Below are 17696 nucleotides of genomic sequence, written 5' to 3' on the forward strand. Positions count from 1 at the left end.
TTTAAATTTTTTAGTTAGCATTTCTTTTAGAATTTTAAGTTAACACCCATTCTAATAACACGTCCTGCAGGGTAACCCGCATAGTCATGCCCCAAATTGGTAGTGGCAGAACCGCGTAAAGATACATCTGGACTAAAGCCCGTATAATCTGTCCATATTGCAATATTTGAACCTGAAACATAAACCCGCAATGCATTTAGGTTTAATTTTCTGGTTAGCTTGCTAGAAAAATTGTATCCAATAGTAATGTTTTGCAAACGAACAAAAGACGCATCTTCTATATAGCGATCGCTAAACAAATTAGAACCATTATTACCTTGATCTACTCTTGGCCAAAGGGTACTCGGGTTTTCTGGAGTCCACCGGTCATTTGTTACCGCCAAACCTTGGCGACCAGAAAAATCTAACAATCCGTAGTTTTGGATATTAGCAATATCCTTACCCAATTGAGAATCTATAAAAAAGCTAAAGTCTAAACCACCAATGGTAAAAGAATTATTGATACCAAAGGTTAGATCTGGTTGGGCATGACCAATTACCGTTCTATCATCTCCTGTTATTTCACCGTCTGGTGTAACATCCTCATACAATTGCTCCCCAGGGCGGGCGTTGGCAGTAACCGAAGGATAACCTCCGTTATAACCATCTACAAATGTATAAGTGGCATTTGGGGTTAGCTGATAAAGATCTACGCGTTCCTGATTGCTCAGTCCTTGAAATTCCACAAAATCATCAAACTGAGCAATTCCAGTTCTTTTGTAGCCAAAAAATGATCCTATTTCCTCGCCTATTATCAAACGTTGGGTACCTCCAGAAATATAACCTGGATCCCAACCACTAAATAGATAATCAGAGGCCATATCTTTTACCTTGGTTTTTCCGGTAGCAATATTGCCATTTAGTGTCCAAGAAAAATTATCGTTACTAACAAGTCTAGCATTAAATGCCAATTCGTACCCATTTGTTTCTAATGAACCGTAATTTTCGGTAAATGTACCCTGTCCAGACTGTACTGGAATTCTATTGCCTGCAAATAACAAGTCGTCTGTTGTTTTTTTATAATAGTCTAAAGTAGCCGTAAACCGATCTCTGAAAAATCCCATATCTATTCCCGCATCTAATTGTGTGGTAGTCTCCCATGTTAAATTTGGGCTAGGCAATTGATTCTGATAATATATAGTAGTGGTAGCCTCATTAAAAGGAGTTAAACCACTGGCATATTGATCTAAAGACTGGTAGGTACCAATAGCTTGATTTCCTGCCATACCGTAACTCAATCGCAGTTTTAACTCCGATACTGTCTCATTATTTTTTAAGAAATTCTCTTCTGAAAGTTTATATGCAAAAGCTGCTGCTGGAAAAAATGCCCACTTATTATTGGCAGCAAATTTTGAAGATCCATCATACCTACCCGTCAAGGTAAATAAATACTTATTGTTATATGTATAATTTACTCTTCCAAAAACTGAAGCTAATTTATTGGACGAATACCGCACCACATCTGGATCAAAAAACGTTGCAGAACCAGGATCATAATAGGTTAGAAGATCATTGGCAAACCCATAATTTGAAACATAAATTCCTTCGGTTTCAAACGATTCTAAAGACTGTCCAACAACCGCATTTATCCTATTGCGTTTTCCTAATTGTTTATTAAAGTTTAAGGTATTTGTTATTGAAGAAGTTGTTACCCTTACATCTCCAGTCTTTGCCCTTCCCCCTTCGGCAACATTATTAGGTAAAATATTGTACTGATAATAACGCTGTGCTGTATTTCTATTTTGGTAGGTAAAGGTTGTTTTAAAGGATAAAGCATCAGTAAAGCTATACTCCGCATTGACACTTCCGATAAATTGTGTGAGTAAATTATTATATCGATTGGCTTCTAATGCTGTAACAGGTGTCCAAAGTTCTATTCCTTCATCCTCATCATCGGCTAGAAGCCCTGTTGTAGGCGCAGCTCTAAGGGCTCTAACGATAGCACTTGTAGCTCCTCTCAAATTATTTACACCTGTACTAATCGCAGATTGGTTAGACGTTACATGCGAATAATTTATTGTAGTCCCTACCGTAAATCTTTCAGACATATTAGCATTCAGATTAATCCGTGTTGAAGCCCGTTTATAATCTGTACTTTCTACAACCCCTTTTGCATTTAGTAGGTTCGATGAAATTAAATAGCGAACTTCCTCATTTCCACCACTAAAATTCACATTCGTATTTGAAGTGGTTCCCGTACGTATTATTGTTTTTTGCCAATTACTACTTGGTATTAAACCGGCTCTAGCAGAATCTAATCGCACTATTTGTTCTGGCTCTGTAATAGCATTACCTACATTTGTAAAAGCTTCTCTATTTAAAATATAATAGTCATTTGATTCTAAGACATCTATGAAATTAGGAACCTCTGTAATACCATATTCTTGTTCTATAGTAATAACTCCCTTTCCTGTTTTTCCCTTTTTTGTCGTAATTAATATAACACCATTAGCTCCACGAGAACCATAAATAGCCGTTGAAGATGCATCCTTTAAAATCTCTACAGATGCTATATCCGACGGATTAATCATTGACAATGGACTCATAGAAGAACTTTCTACGTCTTGATTACCTAATCCTCCAGCACTTGTATTATCCATAGGAATACCATCTATAACATACAATGGTTCACTTCCATTTAAGGAGCTCACCGCTCTAACCCTAATTGAAGCTCCAGCTCCTGGTTCCCCAGAACTCTGAGTTACCAAAACACCAGGGGCTCTACCCGCCAGTGCCTGGTCTAAACCTACAGCACCAGATTTGGAAATCTCCTCTGCCTTTACAGAAGATACGGAACCTGTTAAATCACTTTTTCTCACACTTCCGTAACCCACAACAACAACTTCTTCTAATTCCTCGCTAGAGTTGGTTAAAACCACATACATTGTAACACCATCTCCAACAACAACTTCTTTGCTTTCCATACCTATAAAGGTGAAAACTAATGTATCTCCAGTCTTAGCAGTAATGGCATAATTTCCATCAAAGTCTGAAGTAGTTCCCCTTGCAGTTCCCTTAACAATAACAGTAACTCCTAATAAAGGTTCTCCTGATTCTCCTGTAATATTACCTGTAATCCGTTTCTCCTGAGAAAAAACAGAAACAGATAGCATAACAAGAAAAATAGTTAGTATTCTTTTCATAAAATTTAGTTTAATTAGTTAAAACGAATGTATCCTATTTATTAAACCTACTGTTTCTGTAATCACTCATATGTTTGCTCATATTGTGTAACAATAGCCTGCAACCCTTATTTACTACATTCCATAATTGAGGTATGAGAATAATTCGCAATGTTGTATTTATTTTCTAGCAAAGAATAAACAAGAATTGTGGGGCAGTTTACCTTATTGCATTTTAGCTCTATATAAAACAATCTGATTTCAATACTCTTGTTTATGCGAGAATAGAGCAAGATTAAGACGAAATAGAGTCAATAACTTTACTAAAAATACCCTAATTTGAACTCAAGAAACAACAAACTAAAACAAGGTATATACAGGAGAAATAAATACCATTTCTAGACTAACTCTTGGATGTAACCAAACTGCAATTAAGATGTAACTATGACAATTACAATAAAAGGACTTTTGGGGTTTACATTACTATTTGTTGTACAGTTTCTAACTGGGCAATCGGAAGCTACTAATATTCGTCCTAATATTATCTACCTAATGGCCGATGACCAAAACACATTATCTGTAGGTTGTTATGGTAATTCTGAAGTTCTTACTCCTCATATGGACAAGTTGGGAAATGACGGACTCATCTTTGACAAGCACTACAATACCACATCTATATGTATGGCTAGTAGAGCCTCTGTAATGACCGGAATGTATGAATATAAAACAGGTACTAATTTTAACCACGGCAATATGAAGCCTGAGGTGTGGCTAAAATCATACCCGGTCCTTTTAAAAGAAGCCGGATACATATCGGCTTTTGCTGGTAAATTTGGATTTGAGGTTGAAGGCAAAGGCCTTTGTGAAGATGATTTTGATTTTTGGGGAGGTGCTCCTGGGCAATCTAGTTATAAAACCGCTGCAAATAAATCGATGCAAAAATATGCAGAAAAATATCCACATTCTACCTTATCCTACGGTGCTTTTGGACAAGATGTTATTGCGGCATCTGTAAAATTAAACAAACCGTTCTGTTTATCCATCAGTTTTAAAGCACCACACAAACCAGCAACTCCTGACCCAAAATTTGATTCCATTTATCAAGGAAAAACATTTACCAAACCCGGTAATTTTGGACGAGAATATGCAAAACACCTTTCTGAACAAAGTAAATCTGGCCGGCAATATCCTAGGTTTACAGAATGGCATTACGATACCGACTACGATGGTGAGATGCAAAAATATTACCAACAAATTTATGCCATAGATGTAGCTATTGGAATGATACGAGATGAACTGGAAAAGATGGGAATTTCTGATAATACTGTAATTATCTACACCAGTGATAACGGCTATATTAATGGCTCTCATGGGTATGGTTCCAAGGTATTACCTATGGAAGAATCATCACGTGTACCACTACTTATTTATGACCCACGATCCAAAACCTCGGGCAAAAAATTAAGAACAAATGCGCTAACAGGAAACATTGATTTTGCGCCTACCATTTTAGAATTGGCAGGCCTTCCCATCCCAGAAAATATGGACGGAAAAAGTCTTGTCCCCATTCTAAAAAACCCAAAAAAAGACATTCGAAATCAAATGGCATTTATCAATGTATATGGTCCTATAGCCACGCATAGTCTTAGCTGCCTTACCAAACAATGGAAGTATACCTATTGGTGGTATGGAAAAGGAATGGAGCCTGTTGAAGAATTATTTGATTTAAAAAACGATCCCTTAGAACTTAAAAACTGTGCCACCGATGCTAACTACAGTTCAGAGCTCGCTATCATGCGCACAAAATATGCCAAGGAATTAGCACTATGGAAAAAAGAAAGTGTTCCCTATAATGATTATGAACGCTATGGCGTGTTGTTTGACAAAACAATTTCGTGGAATAAAAAAGAGAATCTAGCTGAAGGAAACAAACCTAGTAAAGACAAATAGATGAACTACAAATTCGCACTTTTAATGGTAATTCTCTGTCACAATCTAGGCACAACACAAGAAAAGAAAACCGTTACAAATCAGAAGAATTTTCCTGAATTTTCTTGGGATACCATGCCGCTTTATATGCACCTTAGAAAAGGTACAGCTTTCAATAAGAAAGAAGTTGCCTTTTTAGCTAAATTCCCCTTGATCACTTTTGAAAAAACTACAGGAAGTAAAACCTATGGCTCTACAGAGTCCGGTACCATTGAAGCTGCAAAAGCTGTTAAAATGATAAATCCTAAAACCAAAATATTATACTATAAAAATGTAGTTATCAATTGGGGGGCCTATAAAGAAGATGAAGTATTTCTAAAAGAATACCCTGATGCACTTCTTAGAAATGCAGATGAAAAAAAAGCCTTAATGCCGAATGGCAAAACTGGTTTTTTTGATATTTCACAGGAATATATTCGTTCGTATTGGCTAAACCATATAAGAAAAGTCACCGACAATCCCCATATTGACGGAGTATTTTTAGACGCCAATATTAAAGCCTTGGTTCCCGCATTTTTTAATAGCAGGGTGGGCACAGAAAAACAAAAAGAAATTGAGTTGGGTTACCTTTCCATGATGCAACAGTTACACGATCGTTTCGGAAAAGACAACTTACTTATTGCCAACATAATTCGTGTTCGACCCGAATTTAAGGATGAAGGGCAAGAATATTTAAAATTTTTTAACGGATCTTATATAGAAGGTTTTGAACATGAAAATTTTGGAATGACCTATGCAGAGTATCTTTCCAAAGGGATCCAAGCCGTTCAAAACGCAGCACAAAACGGGAATATCATTGCCATGTCTCTAGGGATAGGCAAAGCCTTGCAAAATTCCGAAATAGGTTTTGACGATAAAAGAGGGCAGCTTCAGAATACTGAAAAAATTAAAGAACGGATAGACTACCTGTTGGCCATATTCTTGGTCTGTGCAGAAAAGTACAGTTATGTATATCCGCATGACGGATATGGCATAGAAAAATCGAGTATTTGGATGAAAACATTTCCGCAATATAATAGGAAGTTAGGCCCACCAAAAGCAGCGGCAAAAAAGGAAGGATATGTCTATACAAGATCCTTTGAATATGTAGATGTTTGGCTAGATATTGAGCAGCAAAAAGCGGTGTTACATTGGAAATAAAAACAATACTTTATGAAACGAATTAAATTAGGCGGACTCAAATGTGCATGGATACTTGTATTGCTATTGTTTATTCAGTGTAAGGTAAGTGGTCAAAAAGATGAAGTAAAACCGAATATTATTATTTTTTATGCGGATGATTTAGGTTGGCAAGACACGCAACTAAATGACTTGGATGCTCCAACGCCTTGGGAAACACCCAATCTTTTAAAGTTGGCAAAAGAAGGAATAAATTTCACAAACGCCTATTCTCCCGCACCAACATGTGCACCATCCAGATGTGCTCTTTTAAGTGGATTACACCCAGCCAAAACAGGAATTACACATGTGTCTGGAGGGGATGTTCCGTCAGCTAGATATACAAATTATGTAGCGCCATACTACCCAATAGGGCTTATGCCTGAAAATTTTACTATAGCAGAATCTTTAAAAAAGAATGGATATATAACCGGACATGTTGGAAAATGGCATGCTGGTGGTCTTAAAATTCAAAGCCCATCAAATCAAGGATTCGATTTTGTACATGAATCGAGAGGAGCTCACCAAGGCCCTAAAAATCCTGGCAATCGTTTAACTGAGTTTGCAACGTATGCAAAGAATGACAAATATCGCTTAAGTGACGAAAAATATCCTCCATTTACTACAGAATCTCCAAATGGTATTTCTTATCCAAAAGACGATGTTACGGAGAATGCTCTAAAATTCATAAGGCAAAGTAAAGAAGAACCTTTCTTTTTGTATTTAGCACATTGGTTGGTACACGCGCCTATTCACACTAAAAACAAGGAATTATTACAATATTACAGTGATAAGTTAGGAGTAGATTTTCCTACCAAAGACATTCCTGTTACCACAGAAGGACAAACAAATCCTTACTATGGAGCTATGGTTACTACTTTAGATTGGAGTTTAGGTCGTATAGTAGATTTATTAAAGAAAACAGACGACCCAAGAAATCCTGGAAAAAAATTATATGAGACTACTTATATATTTTTCTCTTCTGATAATGGAGGTGTTGAAAGAGCAAATAGAGATATTGTTACAGATAATGCTCCTTTAGATGAAGGTAAAAAATACGCTCAAGAAGGAGGAATTAGAGTACCAATGGTTATTGCAGGACCAAATCTTCCAAAAGGAAAAACATTTGATTATTTAATAAATCAGTTAGATTTTTACCCTACGATTTTAAATCTTACGCAAAGTAAAATAGCAACTGAGTATAGTTCAGATTTAGATGGCTTAGATATTTCTGGAGTTTTACTAAATAATGAGAAAAACATTAAAGGTAAAAATGGAAAAGCGAGAGAAGATTTATGGTGGCATTTTCCCCATAATCAAGATCATCAAATGCAATCTGCCATAAGAGCAGGTGATTTTAAGTTGTACAAAAACCATCTAAAAGGTAATTACGAATTGTATCAATTGTACAACAATGGAAAAAGAGTAGATTTAGAGGAGAAATTTGATATAGCATCAAAATCACCTGAAGTTGTTAAGGCGTTGTCTGAAAAATTAGAGAAATATCTAAAAGATTATGATGCTAAACTTCCTTATAAGGATCCTTTAAAAACTAAAGATGCTTCCGAAAAACAAAATATAGCTTCTATTCCTATTGTGGAAATTGATTCATTTGACTCCAAAACAAATAAACTTTCTGTTACATTAGTAAATGGAAAAACGGACGTAACTGAAAGCTATGCACTTATAAAAATAGGCGACCCTCCAAGTTTTGATAAGAATGGTACTAAAAGAAAACTCGGAAAACATGGTACAACTTATATAAAAGTGCCTGTTGAAAGTAGTGAAAATGGATTAGCATACACTGTATCAGTTCCTAAAGAGGCGTTAGAGTGCGGTATTATTCTAATAGATAAAAACAAGTTTATTGTGAAAAGTAAATTTCATAAAATAAACTAATTAAACTATGAAAATTAAAATCATAAAGAACTCAGTTGTAATCTGTTGCTTGTGCTACCTTTTTTTGGTTCAAATTAGCAATGCTCAAAAAACGAATAACTCTCTAAAAAACAGCAGACCGAACATTATCTTTGTAATGACAGATGACCAGGGCATGGGCGATTTGTCTTGTATGGGGAACAAGGTTGTAAAAACCCCACATATTGATGCTTTCTATAAAAAATCGACCCGATTTACAGAATACCATGTAAGTCCAACATGTGCGCCAACGAGAGCTGCTTTAATGAGCGGCCGCCACGAATTTAGAGTGGGTGTTACCCACACCATTTTGGAGCGCGAAAGAATGGCTTTGGATGTTCATACCTTACCACAGGTATTACAATCGGCTGGCTATAACACTGGACTTTTTGGAAAATGGCATTTGGGCGATGGTGAAGAATATCTTCCACAAAATCGCGGTTTCGACGAGGTTTTAATGCATGGCGCCGGAGGCATAGGGCAGGTATCTTTGGGAGATTTTCCCCCAAACAAGGAAAATTTGTATTTTGACAATGTCTTGCTACACAACCAAACCATTGTTAAAACCAAAGGTTTTTGTACCGATGTCTTTTTTAATGCCGCCTTGGCTTGGACAAAAAAGCAACTTGAAGCTCAAAAATCTTATTTTACCTATATTTCTTTAAATGCACCGCACGCACCGCTTATTGCACCCGAGGCCTATACCAAACGTTTTTTAGATTTGGGGTATGATAAAGGAACCGCTGGTAGGTATGGCATGATAGAGAATATTGATGCTAATTTTGGGATGCTTATGAACAAACTAAAAGAGTGGGATGCTTTAGACAATACCCTTGTAATCTTTACCACAGACAATGGTGGCACACATTTAAGAGGTTCCTTAAACGGAGAGAAAGTAGTTCATTTTAATGCGGGTTTAAAAGGCGGTAAAAATTCACCCTATGAAGGCGGAAACCACGTTCCTTTCTTTTGGTATTGGAAAGGCGTATTATCAGAAGGAAAGGATATCAATGCCCTTACGGCTCATATCGATATTTACAAAACCTTTGCTGACTTGGCTGGTGCCAAATTACCAAAAAAAATGCAGCCTCTTGAAGGCAGATCCCTTTTGCCCTTACTAGAAAATACTGAAGAATCATGGGAAGATCTCATGTTATTTACCCATTGTGGGAGATGGGATACTGGCGAAACATCAGAGGCAAAATACAAGAAATTCGCTATACGTACACAGCAATGGCGCTTTGTAAACAATAAAGAACTATACGATATTTCTATAGATCCAGGGGAAACCACAAATGTTGCAGCATCGAATGCTGATATTCTAGCGAAGTTTAAGGCCCCGTATGATCGTTGGTGGAAAACTTCTTTACCCTTAATGGTGAATGAAAACCGCGATAAAGTTGCAACACAACCTTTGCATACTCGCTATTACAAACAATTAAAGGAACAAGGGATACCAGCTTGGCACCCAGAGTTTAACTAAAAGCATAAAAATGAGAGTAGCACTATTTTTTACTTTTTACTTTTTCATCACATTTCATATGCTTTCTGCTCAAGAAAGTAATAGATCTAACACTATATGGGAAAACCCTTTTAAATCCGAAACTTATTATCAAATAACACCTTCTAAAACAGTAAGAAATCAGAAAATATTTGAGGTAAAAGGTAAGAAAATAAAGGCTTTATTTGATTGGGAAGATAAAAAAGCACCTTTTGGGATGATTGTTACAAAGAAGGAATACGGCTATTACAATCTTGAATTTAAATACAAATGGGGTAAGCGAAAGTTTGAACCAAGGGCTAAAGAAAAAAGGGATGCAGGAATACTATTTCATATTCAAAAAAACAGAAATGAAATTTGGCCTTCATCCTTGGAGTGTCAAATACAAGAAGGTGACACGGGGGATTTATGGGTTATAAAAGGGCCTAAAGTTTCCGTTGTGCTAGAAGACGGAACAACTAAATTCATTGATTCCTCACAAAAACAAAAATACTTGCGCAACATAAAATTCAATAATTATGAAAATAAGGGATGGAATCTTGTACGCCTAGAAGTTCGTGGTTCAGAATCGGCAAAATTCTATGTCAACGGGCATTTGGTAAATGAAATTAAGGATTTCTTAAAGGATGATGATTCGCCCCTAACCAAAGGCAGTATCTTGTTACAAGCTGAAGGTGCCGAAATTACTTATAAAAACATACGAATCCAGGAGTTAGCTAGCACAAAATAAAGAACGACTAAGTAAAAAAATAGAAAATGAATCGTTATCAACTTAAAGCATTTTTATCAGTTTTGATTGCCTTCTTTGGGATTCAAACAAGAGCAGAAAGTCAAGAAAATTATTCGAAACCGAACGTCATTGTAATTATGACAGACGATCAAGGGTATGGAGATTTGAGTAGCCATGGAAATCCCATTTTAAAAACACCAAACTTGGACCGTTTATATTCAGAATCCATTCGGCTGACTAATTTCCACGTGAGTCCTTTTTGCACACCCACAAGAGCCGCTTTAATGACCGGTCGCTACCCCGGTAGAACAGGTGCTTACCGGACTAGTTCAGGAAGAACATTGTTACATACAGATGAGCAAACTATTGCCAATGTATTTTCCCAGAACGGGTATAAAACCGCTATGGTTGGCAAATGGCATTTAGGGGACAATGCCCCACATCGTCCACAAGACAGGGGTTTTGAAGAAGTGGTTTGGCATCGTTGTGGGGGTATAGGACAAGCTTCAGATTATTATGGAAATGATTATTTTGATGACACCTACGATCGAAATGGCACCTATGAAAAGTTTGAAGGGTATTGTACCGATGTTTGGTTTAATGAAACAAAACGATTCATAACTGAGAATAAAGAGAAGCCTTTTTTCCTCTACCTAGCTACAAATGCCCCACATGGCCCTTATTTAGTTGATTCAAAATGGAGTGATCCATACCAAGAAAAAGCAACTTGGAAAAATGGTCCTCAATTTTATGGCATGATTGCCAATTTTGATCATAATGTTGGTTTACTGCGAGAGGAACTAGAATCACAAGGCTTAGCAGAAAACACCATCCTTATATTTATGACGGATAACGGTACTGCCGCTGGAGGAGCTTTTAATGGTTTGGATTCTGAACCTAAGCAGGGGTTCAATGCAGGTATGCGAGGCAAAAAATCCTCAGTATATGAAGGTGGACATCGGGTGCCTTTTTTTATACACTGGCCTCAAGGCAATCTAACTGGTGGTAGGGATGTTGCGGCATTAACAGCTCATATTGATGTATTGCCAACCTTGGCAGACTTATGTAACATCACTGTTCCAGAAACACATCACCCAGATGGACTTTCCTTTAAAAATTCCCTAAAAAACCCAGAAGCTACTGCAACTCGTGATCATCTTATTGTTCAATTTCAAGGTGGAGCATATTTTAAAGCACAACCCACAGCCTGGGATGATAGTTGTATCCTGAAAGGGGATTGGCGACTTATAAATGGCAAAGAACTTTACAATATAAAGACCGATTTGGCACAGACAACCGATGTTTCTGCTGAAAATCCCAAAATTGTGGCTGAACTTCGTACACTATACCCACCCTTTTGGAAATCTGTTTCGCCTCGTATGACTCCTGTTTCCATTGATATAGGAAATCCAACAGAAAAAAAAGTGGTCTTAAGCTCACAAGATTGGTATATGGCTAGTGGTAATCCTCCATGGAATTTTGGAGCCATCCATAAACTCCCAAAGGTTACCGGCCCTTGGATGGTAGATGTTAAAAAAGCAGGGAGATACAAAATTATCCTAAGACAGTTTCCAGCTGAAGCCAATAAGATTGTAAATGCCGTAAGCGCTAAAATTGAAATTGCTGGATTGGTTATGGAATCCAAAGTAGCCGCGGGAAGTAAAGGTGTTGTTTTTGAGATAGCACTTCCAAAGGGAAAAACGCAACTAACAACATATCTTTATACTGAAAAAGGGGAAGTTGGTGGCGCGTATTTTACAGAAGTAATAGAAATTTAGGCTCATGTTTAATACCTAATTGCAACCAAGTAACAACCTATTTTTTCAACTCCTTCAACTTGAATCGTATTCATAAAAAAATTAAATTACCCATTATGAGCAAACTTAGTACCTTATTACTTTTTCTATTACTTTTTAGCCTTTCATTAGAAGCTCAAGAAAAACCCAACATCATTGTAATTTATACAGATGATCAAGGATATGGGGATGTAAGTGCGTTAAATTCTGAAGCCAAATTTAAAACGCCAAATTTAGACAAACTTATAGCAGAAGGTATTGCGTTTACAAACGGGCATAGTTCGTCATCCATTTGCACACCCTCACGTTATGGTTTATTAACAGGTCGTTATTCTTGGCGCACTTATTTTAAAAAGAGTGTTTTGGGCGCAGAAAGTAAATGCTTAATTGAAGATGGACGAATGACCTTGGCTTCACTCTTAAAAAATGAAGGCTATAATACAGCTATGGTTGGCAAATGGCATTTAGGTATGGATTTTCCTGGTGAATTAGGAAATCGCGATTGGTCACAACCGGTAAAAGACATGCCCTTAGACAAAGGATTCGATTATTTTTATGGCATACCAGCTTCTTTAAATTATGGTGTATTGGCCTGGTTTGAAGGACGCTATGCTAAAGTACCTCCTACCTTACACACCTATAAAAAAGAAAATCCAAGAAGTTCTGATTATATAGTAGCGCCTCCATACAACAATACCATTGAAGAAGTTAAAAAATATGGCGGTAAAAAAATTCTGGAAGTGGCACCAGATTTTATAGACAGCCAATGCCTAACAAGATTCACTACCAAAGCTATGGAGTGGATGGATACCAAGTTAGCGGATTCTAAAAACGGCAAACCTTTTTTCCTCTACCTCCCTTATACATCTCCTCATTATCCTGTGAGTCCTTTACCTGAATTTAAAGGACAGGGAGATGCTGGTGCTTATGGGGAATTTGTAATTGAAACCGATTATCACGTAGGGCAGATTATGAATTACCTTAAGGAAAATGGAATAGATAAAAATACACTCGTAGTATTTACAAGTGATAATGGTCCAGAAAATTCATGGGCAAGTCGCATTAAAGAATTTAACCACGATAGCCGAGGTGGCTTTAAAGAAGGCAAGCGTTCTGTTTATGAAGGCGGACATCGGGTGCCTTTTATTTTACATTGGCCAGCCGGTATTAAAAACCCTGGTAGACAATGGGATAAACCAGTAGGACAAACGGATTTACTAGCTACTTTTGCCGATTTACTGGATGTAAAATTACCTAACAATGCAGGGGAAGACAGTGAAAGTTTTGCTTCCGTTTTAGACAATCCTAAAACAAAACACAACCGCCTACCCTTAATAAATCGTGGTGATTCTGGTAGCCGTAACCAACGGTATTCCATTACTGAAGGAGATTGGAAGCTAAACCTACCTTCAGCTAATAAGCCCGCCGAACTTTACAATCTAGCTCAAGACCCAAGTGAAAGTAATAACATCGCTGATTCCAATCAAAAAAGAGTAATCGCATTAACTAAAAAAATGAATGCCATAGTTGTAAATGGAAGGACAACAAAAGGGGTAAAACAAGCCAATGACACAGGATATTGGGATGATTTGGCTTGGATGACACCCCAGGAATATGCAACCAAGAGCAAAAAAAGTAGTGAAAATGAAAAATAAATACCTGCAGCAAAATGTTTACATTTTGGTACTAACTCTTGTACTCCTTGTTTGTAGTGGTCAGCATACGTATGCTCAAAACAAAACATCAAAGCCAAATATTATTTACATTTTGGCAGATGATTTAGGCATAGGTGATTTAAGTGTTTATAATGAAAATGGTAAAATAAACACTCCGCATTTAGATCAAATGGCTGCAGAAGGTATGCGCTTTACAGATGCCCACACCTCATCATCTGTTTGCACTCCTACTAGATATGGCATCCTAACCGGACGTTACAATTGGAGAACTCCTTTAAAAAGTTTTGTTACCTGGGGAAATTCTCCCACTTTAATCAAAGAAGGGCGCTTAACCATGGCACAAATGCTTAAAGACAAAGGCTATACCACTGCTAATATTGGAAAATGGCATTTGGGAATTAATTGGGCTATGAAAGATGGTGCAAAGTCGTATGACCACTTTTCTACTTTTACAGATCGGGTAGATTTTTCAAAAATTGATTATAGTAAGCCCATACAATTTGGTCCTACTAATTTGGGATTCGACTATTCGTTTATGCTCGCTGCCTCCTTAAACATGCCTCCCTTTATTTATTTTGAGAACGATTCTGCCACTATGCTTCCCACAAAAAAATCGGAACAGAACCGAGCTACCCATCCCTATACTTCATGGATAAAAGGAGATATATCAGACGATTTTATACACGAGCAAGTACTCCCTACTTTTGTGGATAAAACCATTTCCTATATAGAGAAGAATGCAAATGAAGATAAACCTTTTTTTATATACCTACCCTTACCAGCCCCTCATAGTCCTGTTTTGCCCATTGCACCATGGACCGGCACTAGTGGTTTAAATGAATATGCCGATTTTGTAATTATGATAGATGATTTAATGGGGCGCATTTTTAAAACCCTAAAAGACCAAGGTATTGAAGAAAATACTATGGTAATTTTTACAAGTGATAATGGCTGTGCTGGGACAGCAAATCTTTCCTTATTAAAATCCAAAGGCCATAATCCAAGTTATATCTACAGTGGTAATAAAGGCAGTTATTTAGAAGGCGGACATCGGGTACCTTTTCTTGTAAAATGGCCAAAAATGATTGTAGCAAATTCGGTTTCTAATGCCACCATTTGTACCACAGATTTTATGGCAACTTGTGCAGATCTCGTCAACTATTCTTTAAAGGACAATGAAGCCGAAGACAGCTTTAGTATACTGCCCTTACTACTCAAAAAAGAAGGTTACCAAAGAGCGGCAACCATTCACCATAGTAAAACAGGCATTTTTGCAATACGGAAAGGGGATTGGAAATTAATTGTATCTCCCAACGCTGGCGTAAATGCCGCAGGCAAACCAGAGAAACCAAAAAAAGCACTGCCAGAGGAAATACTATACAATCTTAAAACTGATGTAGCTGAAAAAGTAAATTTAGCTGAAAAGTATCCTGAAAAAGTTGCTGAATTAAAATCCCTCCTCATCAAACAAATAACAGATGGTAGAACTACAAAGGGAAAAATTCAGGATAATGATGCCATTTCATCTCCTTGGGTGCAAACAGCCTTTACTTCAAAAAACACCAACTAAACAAACTAGCGTATGAAAAGGCAACTGATATTAATTTTAACCCTAATGTTTGGATCTTTTAACTGTGTCTCCCAGACCTCGTTAAATTCTAAAGCCGATTTGTATATTTCCACTAAAGGCTCAGATACTTGGTCTGGAACCTTGGCAAGTCCAAATTCACAAAAAACCGATGGTCCATTTGCTACTTTAGCCCGTGCCAGAGATGAAGTTCGTCATTTAAAAAAGCGTAAATCAGAGCATATTGTGGTTCACATCCGTGAAGGAAATTATCTGTTAAACAAAACGGTGGTATTTGGATTAGAAGATTCAGGAGAAGGAGAATACACCATTACTTATGCGGCATACCCTGGAGAGAAACCAGTATTTAGTTCAGGAAAAGAAATAAAAGGCTGGAAAAAAGTAACTACTGAGCTCCCTGGATTGCCTGAAGAAGCAAAAGGAAAAATAGTTGTTGCCGATGTTTCTTCTAAGTTTCTTACCCTTTATGATACTGAAGGAATGTTGCCACGCGCCCAGTCTGAAGGCATCATAACCGGAGAAGAAAAAAATGGGCGAAATCGACTTCAATTTCCAAAAGGATTTTTAAAAAATTGGTCCAATATCACGGATGTAGAGCTAAAAGTTAGACCACATCATGCATGGATTGTGAATATGCTTCCGCTAAAATCTGTAGATGAAGAAACACTTACCGCCACAACTTCGCTAGAAGCTACTTATGCTATGAATAAACTTCATTTTCTAAAAACTACTGAAAATTGTTGGGTAGAAAATGTATTGGAGGCTCTAGATAAACCAGGTGAGTGGGTATTAAACACTACAGAGAAAAAAGTATACCTCTGGCCACGAAACCAGTCTACCGTAATAGCTCCACAACTTTTAGAACTTATCCAGGTAGAAGGAAAAATAGATAAGGCAGGCCCTACAGACATTCCCGTTCGCAACCTTCATTTTAAAGGATTAACCTTTAAACACGGTGAACGATATACGGTTACTACGGACGATGCCGGACTGCAACACGATTGGGATATGTTCGACAAAAATAACGCGCTAGTTCGTTTTCGAGGTACTGAGAATTGTGTTATTGAACAGTGCCATTTTTTAGATAGTGGTAGTGGCGGCATACGTGTAGATTTGCATGGAATCAATAACAAAATTGCAAATAACCATATAGAACATATGGGAGGAGGCGGTATTCTGCTTGCTGGGTATGGGCCAGGAACAAAAGATGTCAACAAAAAGAATATCGTTTACAATAACAATATTCACAATATCGGTGAAATTTATTGGCATTCACCGGGCATTTTCGTTTGGCAAAGTGGGGAAAACCAAATCATAAACAACCTCATTCATCATACAGATTATACAGCAATTATTTTATCTGGTTGTATGACCGATTTTTTCAAGAAAAATCCGAATGGACGTGAATTAACGCGTACTATTCGTCGGCATGAAGTATCAGACCTTCCCAAAGATCTTGAACTTGAAGATGTTTTACCCTATTTACATACACATGACAACCTTATTGAATACAATGAAATTCATCATGCGATGCAGCGTTTAGGAGATGGAAATGCGATCTATATTCGGGGTGCAGGCAAGAATAATCATATTCGTCGCAACTATATTCACCATATGGAAGCAGATATGATTATGCAAGCAGCAATTCGCACTGATGGCGGTCAAACAGGCACTTTTATAACGGAAAACCTTATCTACAAAGCTACATCACAAGGAATCCTTACCAAACTAGACAACACGGTCGAAAACAACATTGTTGTAGATATTATTGCGCCACCTCGTGGTTATTATTTATCGGTACGAGAAGGGCCGTTGACAGGAGCCTCAATTCAGCGAAACATATTTTATTCGCTATCAGAAAACGACAAATTTATTGATGAATTACCTCCAGGTAAGGAAGGAAGTTCAGAAGATCGTCGTGGACGAACATTAGCGCGGGTAAAGGATGCCAAGACCGATTATAACATCTATTTCTGCAAAGCCGATGTACATAAGGGAAAAGAGTTCCTCCAAATGAATCAAAAAGAGGGGATAGATGAACACAGTTTAGCAGTTGACCCTATGTTTGTTGATCCTGAAAATGGTGATTTCAGATTTAAAACAGAATCACCTGCATTAAAATTAGGAATCGTCCCCATAGATGTATCAAAAATTGGATTGCGCCCAAATAATCAGTAAAA

10 protein-coding genes are annotated in these 17696 nt (G+C 37.3%); 9 read left to right on the plus strand and 1 reads right to left on the minus strand.

Features of this window, described 5'->3' with window-relative positions:
* Positions 1–26: 26 nt before the first annotated feature.
* Positions 27–3182: a TonB-dependent receptor gene (locus MWU65_RS08930; RefSeq protein WP_247077132.1), complete on the minus strand. Its 3156-nt coding sequence runs from the start codon at positions 3180–3182 to the stop codon at positions 27–29.
* Between the two features lie 423 nt (positions 3183–3605).
* On the opposite strand from MWU65_RS08930, the gene MWU65_RS08935 reads away from it, so the two are divergent.
* The 9 genes from MWU65_RS08935 (at position 3606) to MWU65_RS08975 (ending at position 17694) form a co-directional block, all read left to right on the plus strand.
* Positions 3606–5111 carry a sulfatase gene (locus MWU65_RS08935; RefSeq protein ID WP_247077134.1) on the plus strand — a complete coding sequence of 502 codons (1506 nt, stop codon included), beginning with the start codon at positions 3606–3608 and terminating at the stop codon, positions 5109–5111.
* Positions 5112–6290: a putative glycoside hydrolase gene (locus MWU65_RS08940; protein ID WP_247077136.1), complete on the plus strand. Its 1179-nt coding sequence runs from the start codon at positions 5112–5114 to the stop codon at positions 6288–6290.
* 12 nt (positions 6291–6302) lie between these two features.
* Positions 6303–8207, plus strand: coding sequence for a sulfatase (locus tag MWU65_RS08945; protein ID WP_247077138.1), 1905 nt, complete (start codon positions 6303–6305; stop codon positions 8205–8207).
* Between the two features lie 7 nt (positions 8208–8214).
* On the plus strand, positions 8215–9708 hold the full coding sequence (locus MWU65_RS08950; RefSeq protein WP_247077140.1) for an arylsulfatase: 1494 nt from the start codon (positions 8215–8217) through the stop codon (positions 9706–9708).
* Between the two features lie 10 nt (positions 9709–9718).
* Positions 9719–10456 (plus strand): DUF1080 domain-containing protein, encoded by a 738-nt coding sequence (locus tag MWU65_RS08955; RefSeq protein ID WP_247077142.1) that lies wholly within the window; start codon positions 9719–9721, stop codon positions 10454–10456.
* Between the two features lie 26 nt (positions 10457–10482).
* Positions 10483–12234, plus strand: a complete 1752-nt coding sequence (locus MWU65_RS08960; RefSeq protein WP_247077143.1) for an arylsulfatase — start codon at positions 10483–10485, stop codon at positions 12232–12234.
* Between the two features lie 95 nt (positions 12235–12329).
* Complete coding sequence (locus MWU65_RS08965; protein WP_247077144.1) at positions 12330–13907, plus strand: arylsulfatase; 1578 nt, start codon at positions 12330–12332, stop codon at positions 13905–13907.
* Positions 13897–15498 carry an arylsulfatase gene (locus tag MWU65_RS08970; protein WP_247077145.1) on the plus strand — a complete coding sequence of 534 codons (1602 nt, stop codon included), beginning with the start codon at positions 13897–13899 and terminating at the stop codon, positions 15496–15498. Before MWU65_RS08965 ends, MWU65_RS08970 begins: the two co-directional genes overlap by 11 nt.
* Positions 15499–15510: 12 nt before the next feature.
* Entirely contained in the window at positions 15511–17694 is a 2184-nt protein-coding gene (locus tag MWU65_RS08975) for a right-handed parallel beta-helix repeat-containing protein (protein ID WP_247077147.1), read from the plus strand.
* The last annotated feature ends 2 nt before the right edge of the window (positions 17695–17696 follow it).

Source organism: Cellulophaga sp. F20128, assembly GCF_023015805.1.
In the GTDB taxonomy this organism is placed as follows: Bacteria; Bacteroidota; Bacteroidia; order Flavobacteriales; family Flavobacteriaceae; genus Cellulophaga.

Coding starts and splice junctions, on each gene's coding strand:
- MWU65_RS08930 (WP_247077132.1), bottom strand. CDS start 3,182: ATGAAAAGAATACTAACTATTTTTCTTGTTATGCTATCTGTTTCTGTT.
- MWU65_RS08935 (WP_247077134.1), top strand. CDS start 3,606: ATGACAATTACAATAAAAGGACTTTTGGGGTTTACATTACTATTTGTT.
- MWU65_RS08940 (WP_247077136.1), top strand. CDS start 5,112: ATGAACTACAAATTCGCACTTTTAATGGTAATTCTCTGTCACAATCTA.
- MWU65_RS08945 (WP_247077138.1), top strand. CDS start 6,303: ATGAAACGAATTAAATTAGGCGGACTCAAATGTGCATGGATACTTGTA.
- MWU65_RS08950 (WP_247077140.1), top strand. CDS start 8,215: ATGAAAATTAAAATCATAAAGAACTCAGTTGTAATCTGTTGCTTGTGC.
- MWU65_RS08955 (WP_247077142.1), top strand. CDS start 9,719: ATGAGAGTAGCACTATTTTTTACTTTTTACTTTTTCATCACATTTCAT.
- MWU65_RS08960 (WP_247077143.1), top strand. CDS start 10,483: ATGAATCGTTATCAACTTAAAGCATTTTTATCAGTTTTGATTGCCTTC.
- MWU65_RS08965 (WP_247077144.1), top strand. CDS start 12,330: ATGAGCAAACTTAGTACCTTATTACTTTTTCTATTACTTTTTAGCCTT.
- MWU65_RS08970 (WP_247077145.1), top strand. CDS start 13,897: ATGAAAAATAAATACCTGCAGCAAAATGTTTACATTTTGGTACTAACT.
- MWU65_RS08975 (WP_247077147.1), top strand. CDS start 15,511: ATGAAAAGGCAACTGATATTAATTTTAACCCTAATGTTTGGATCTTTT.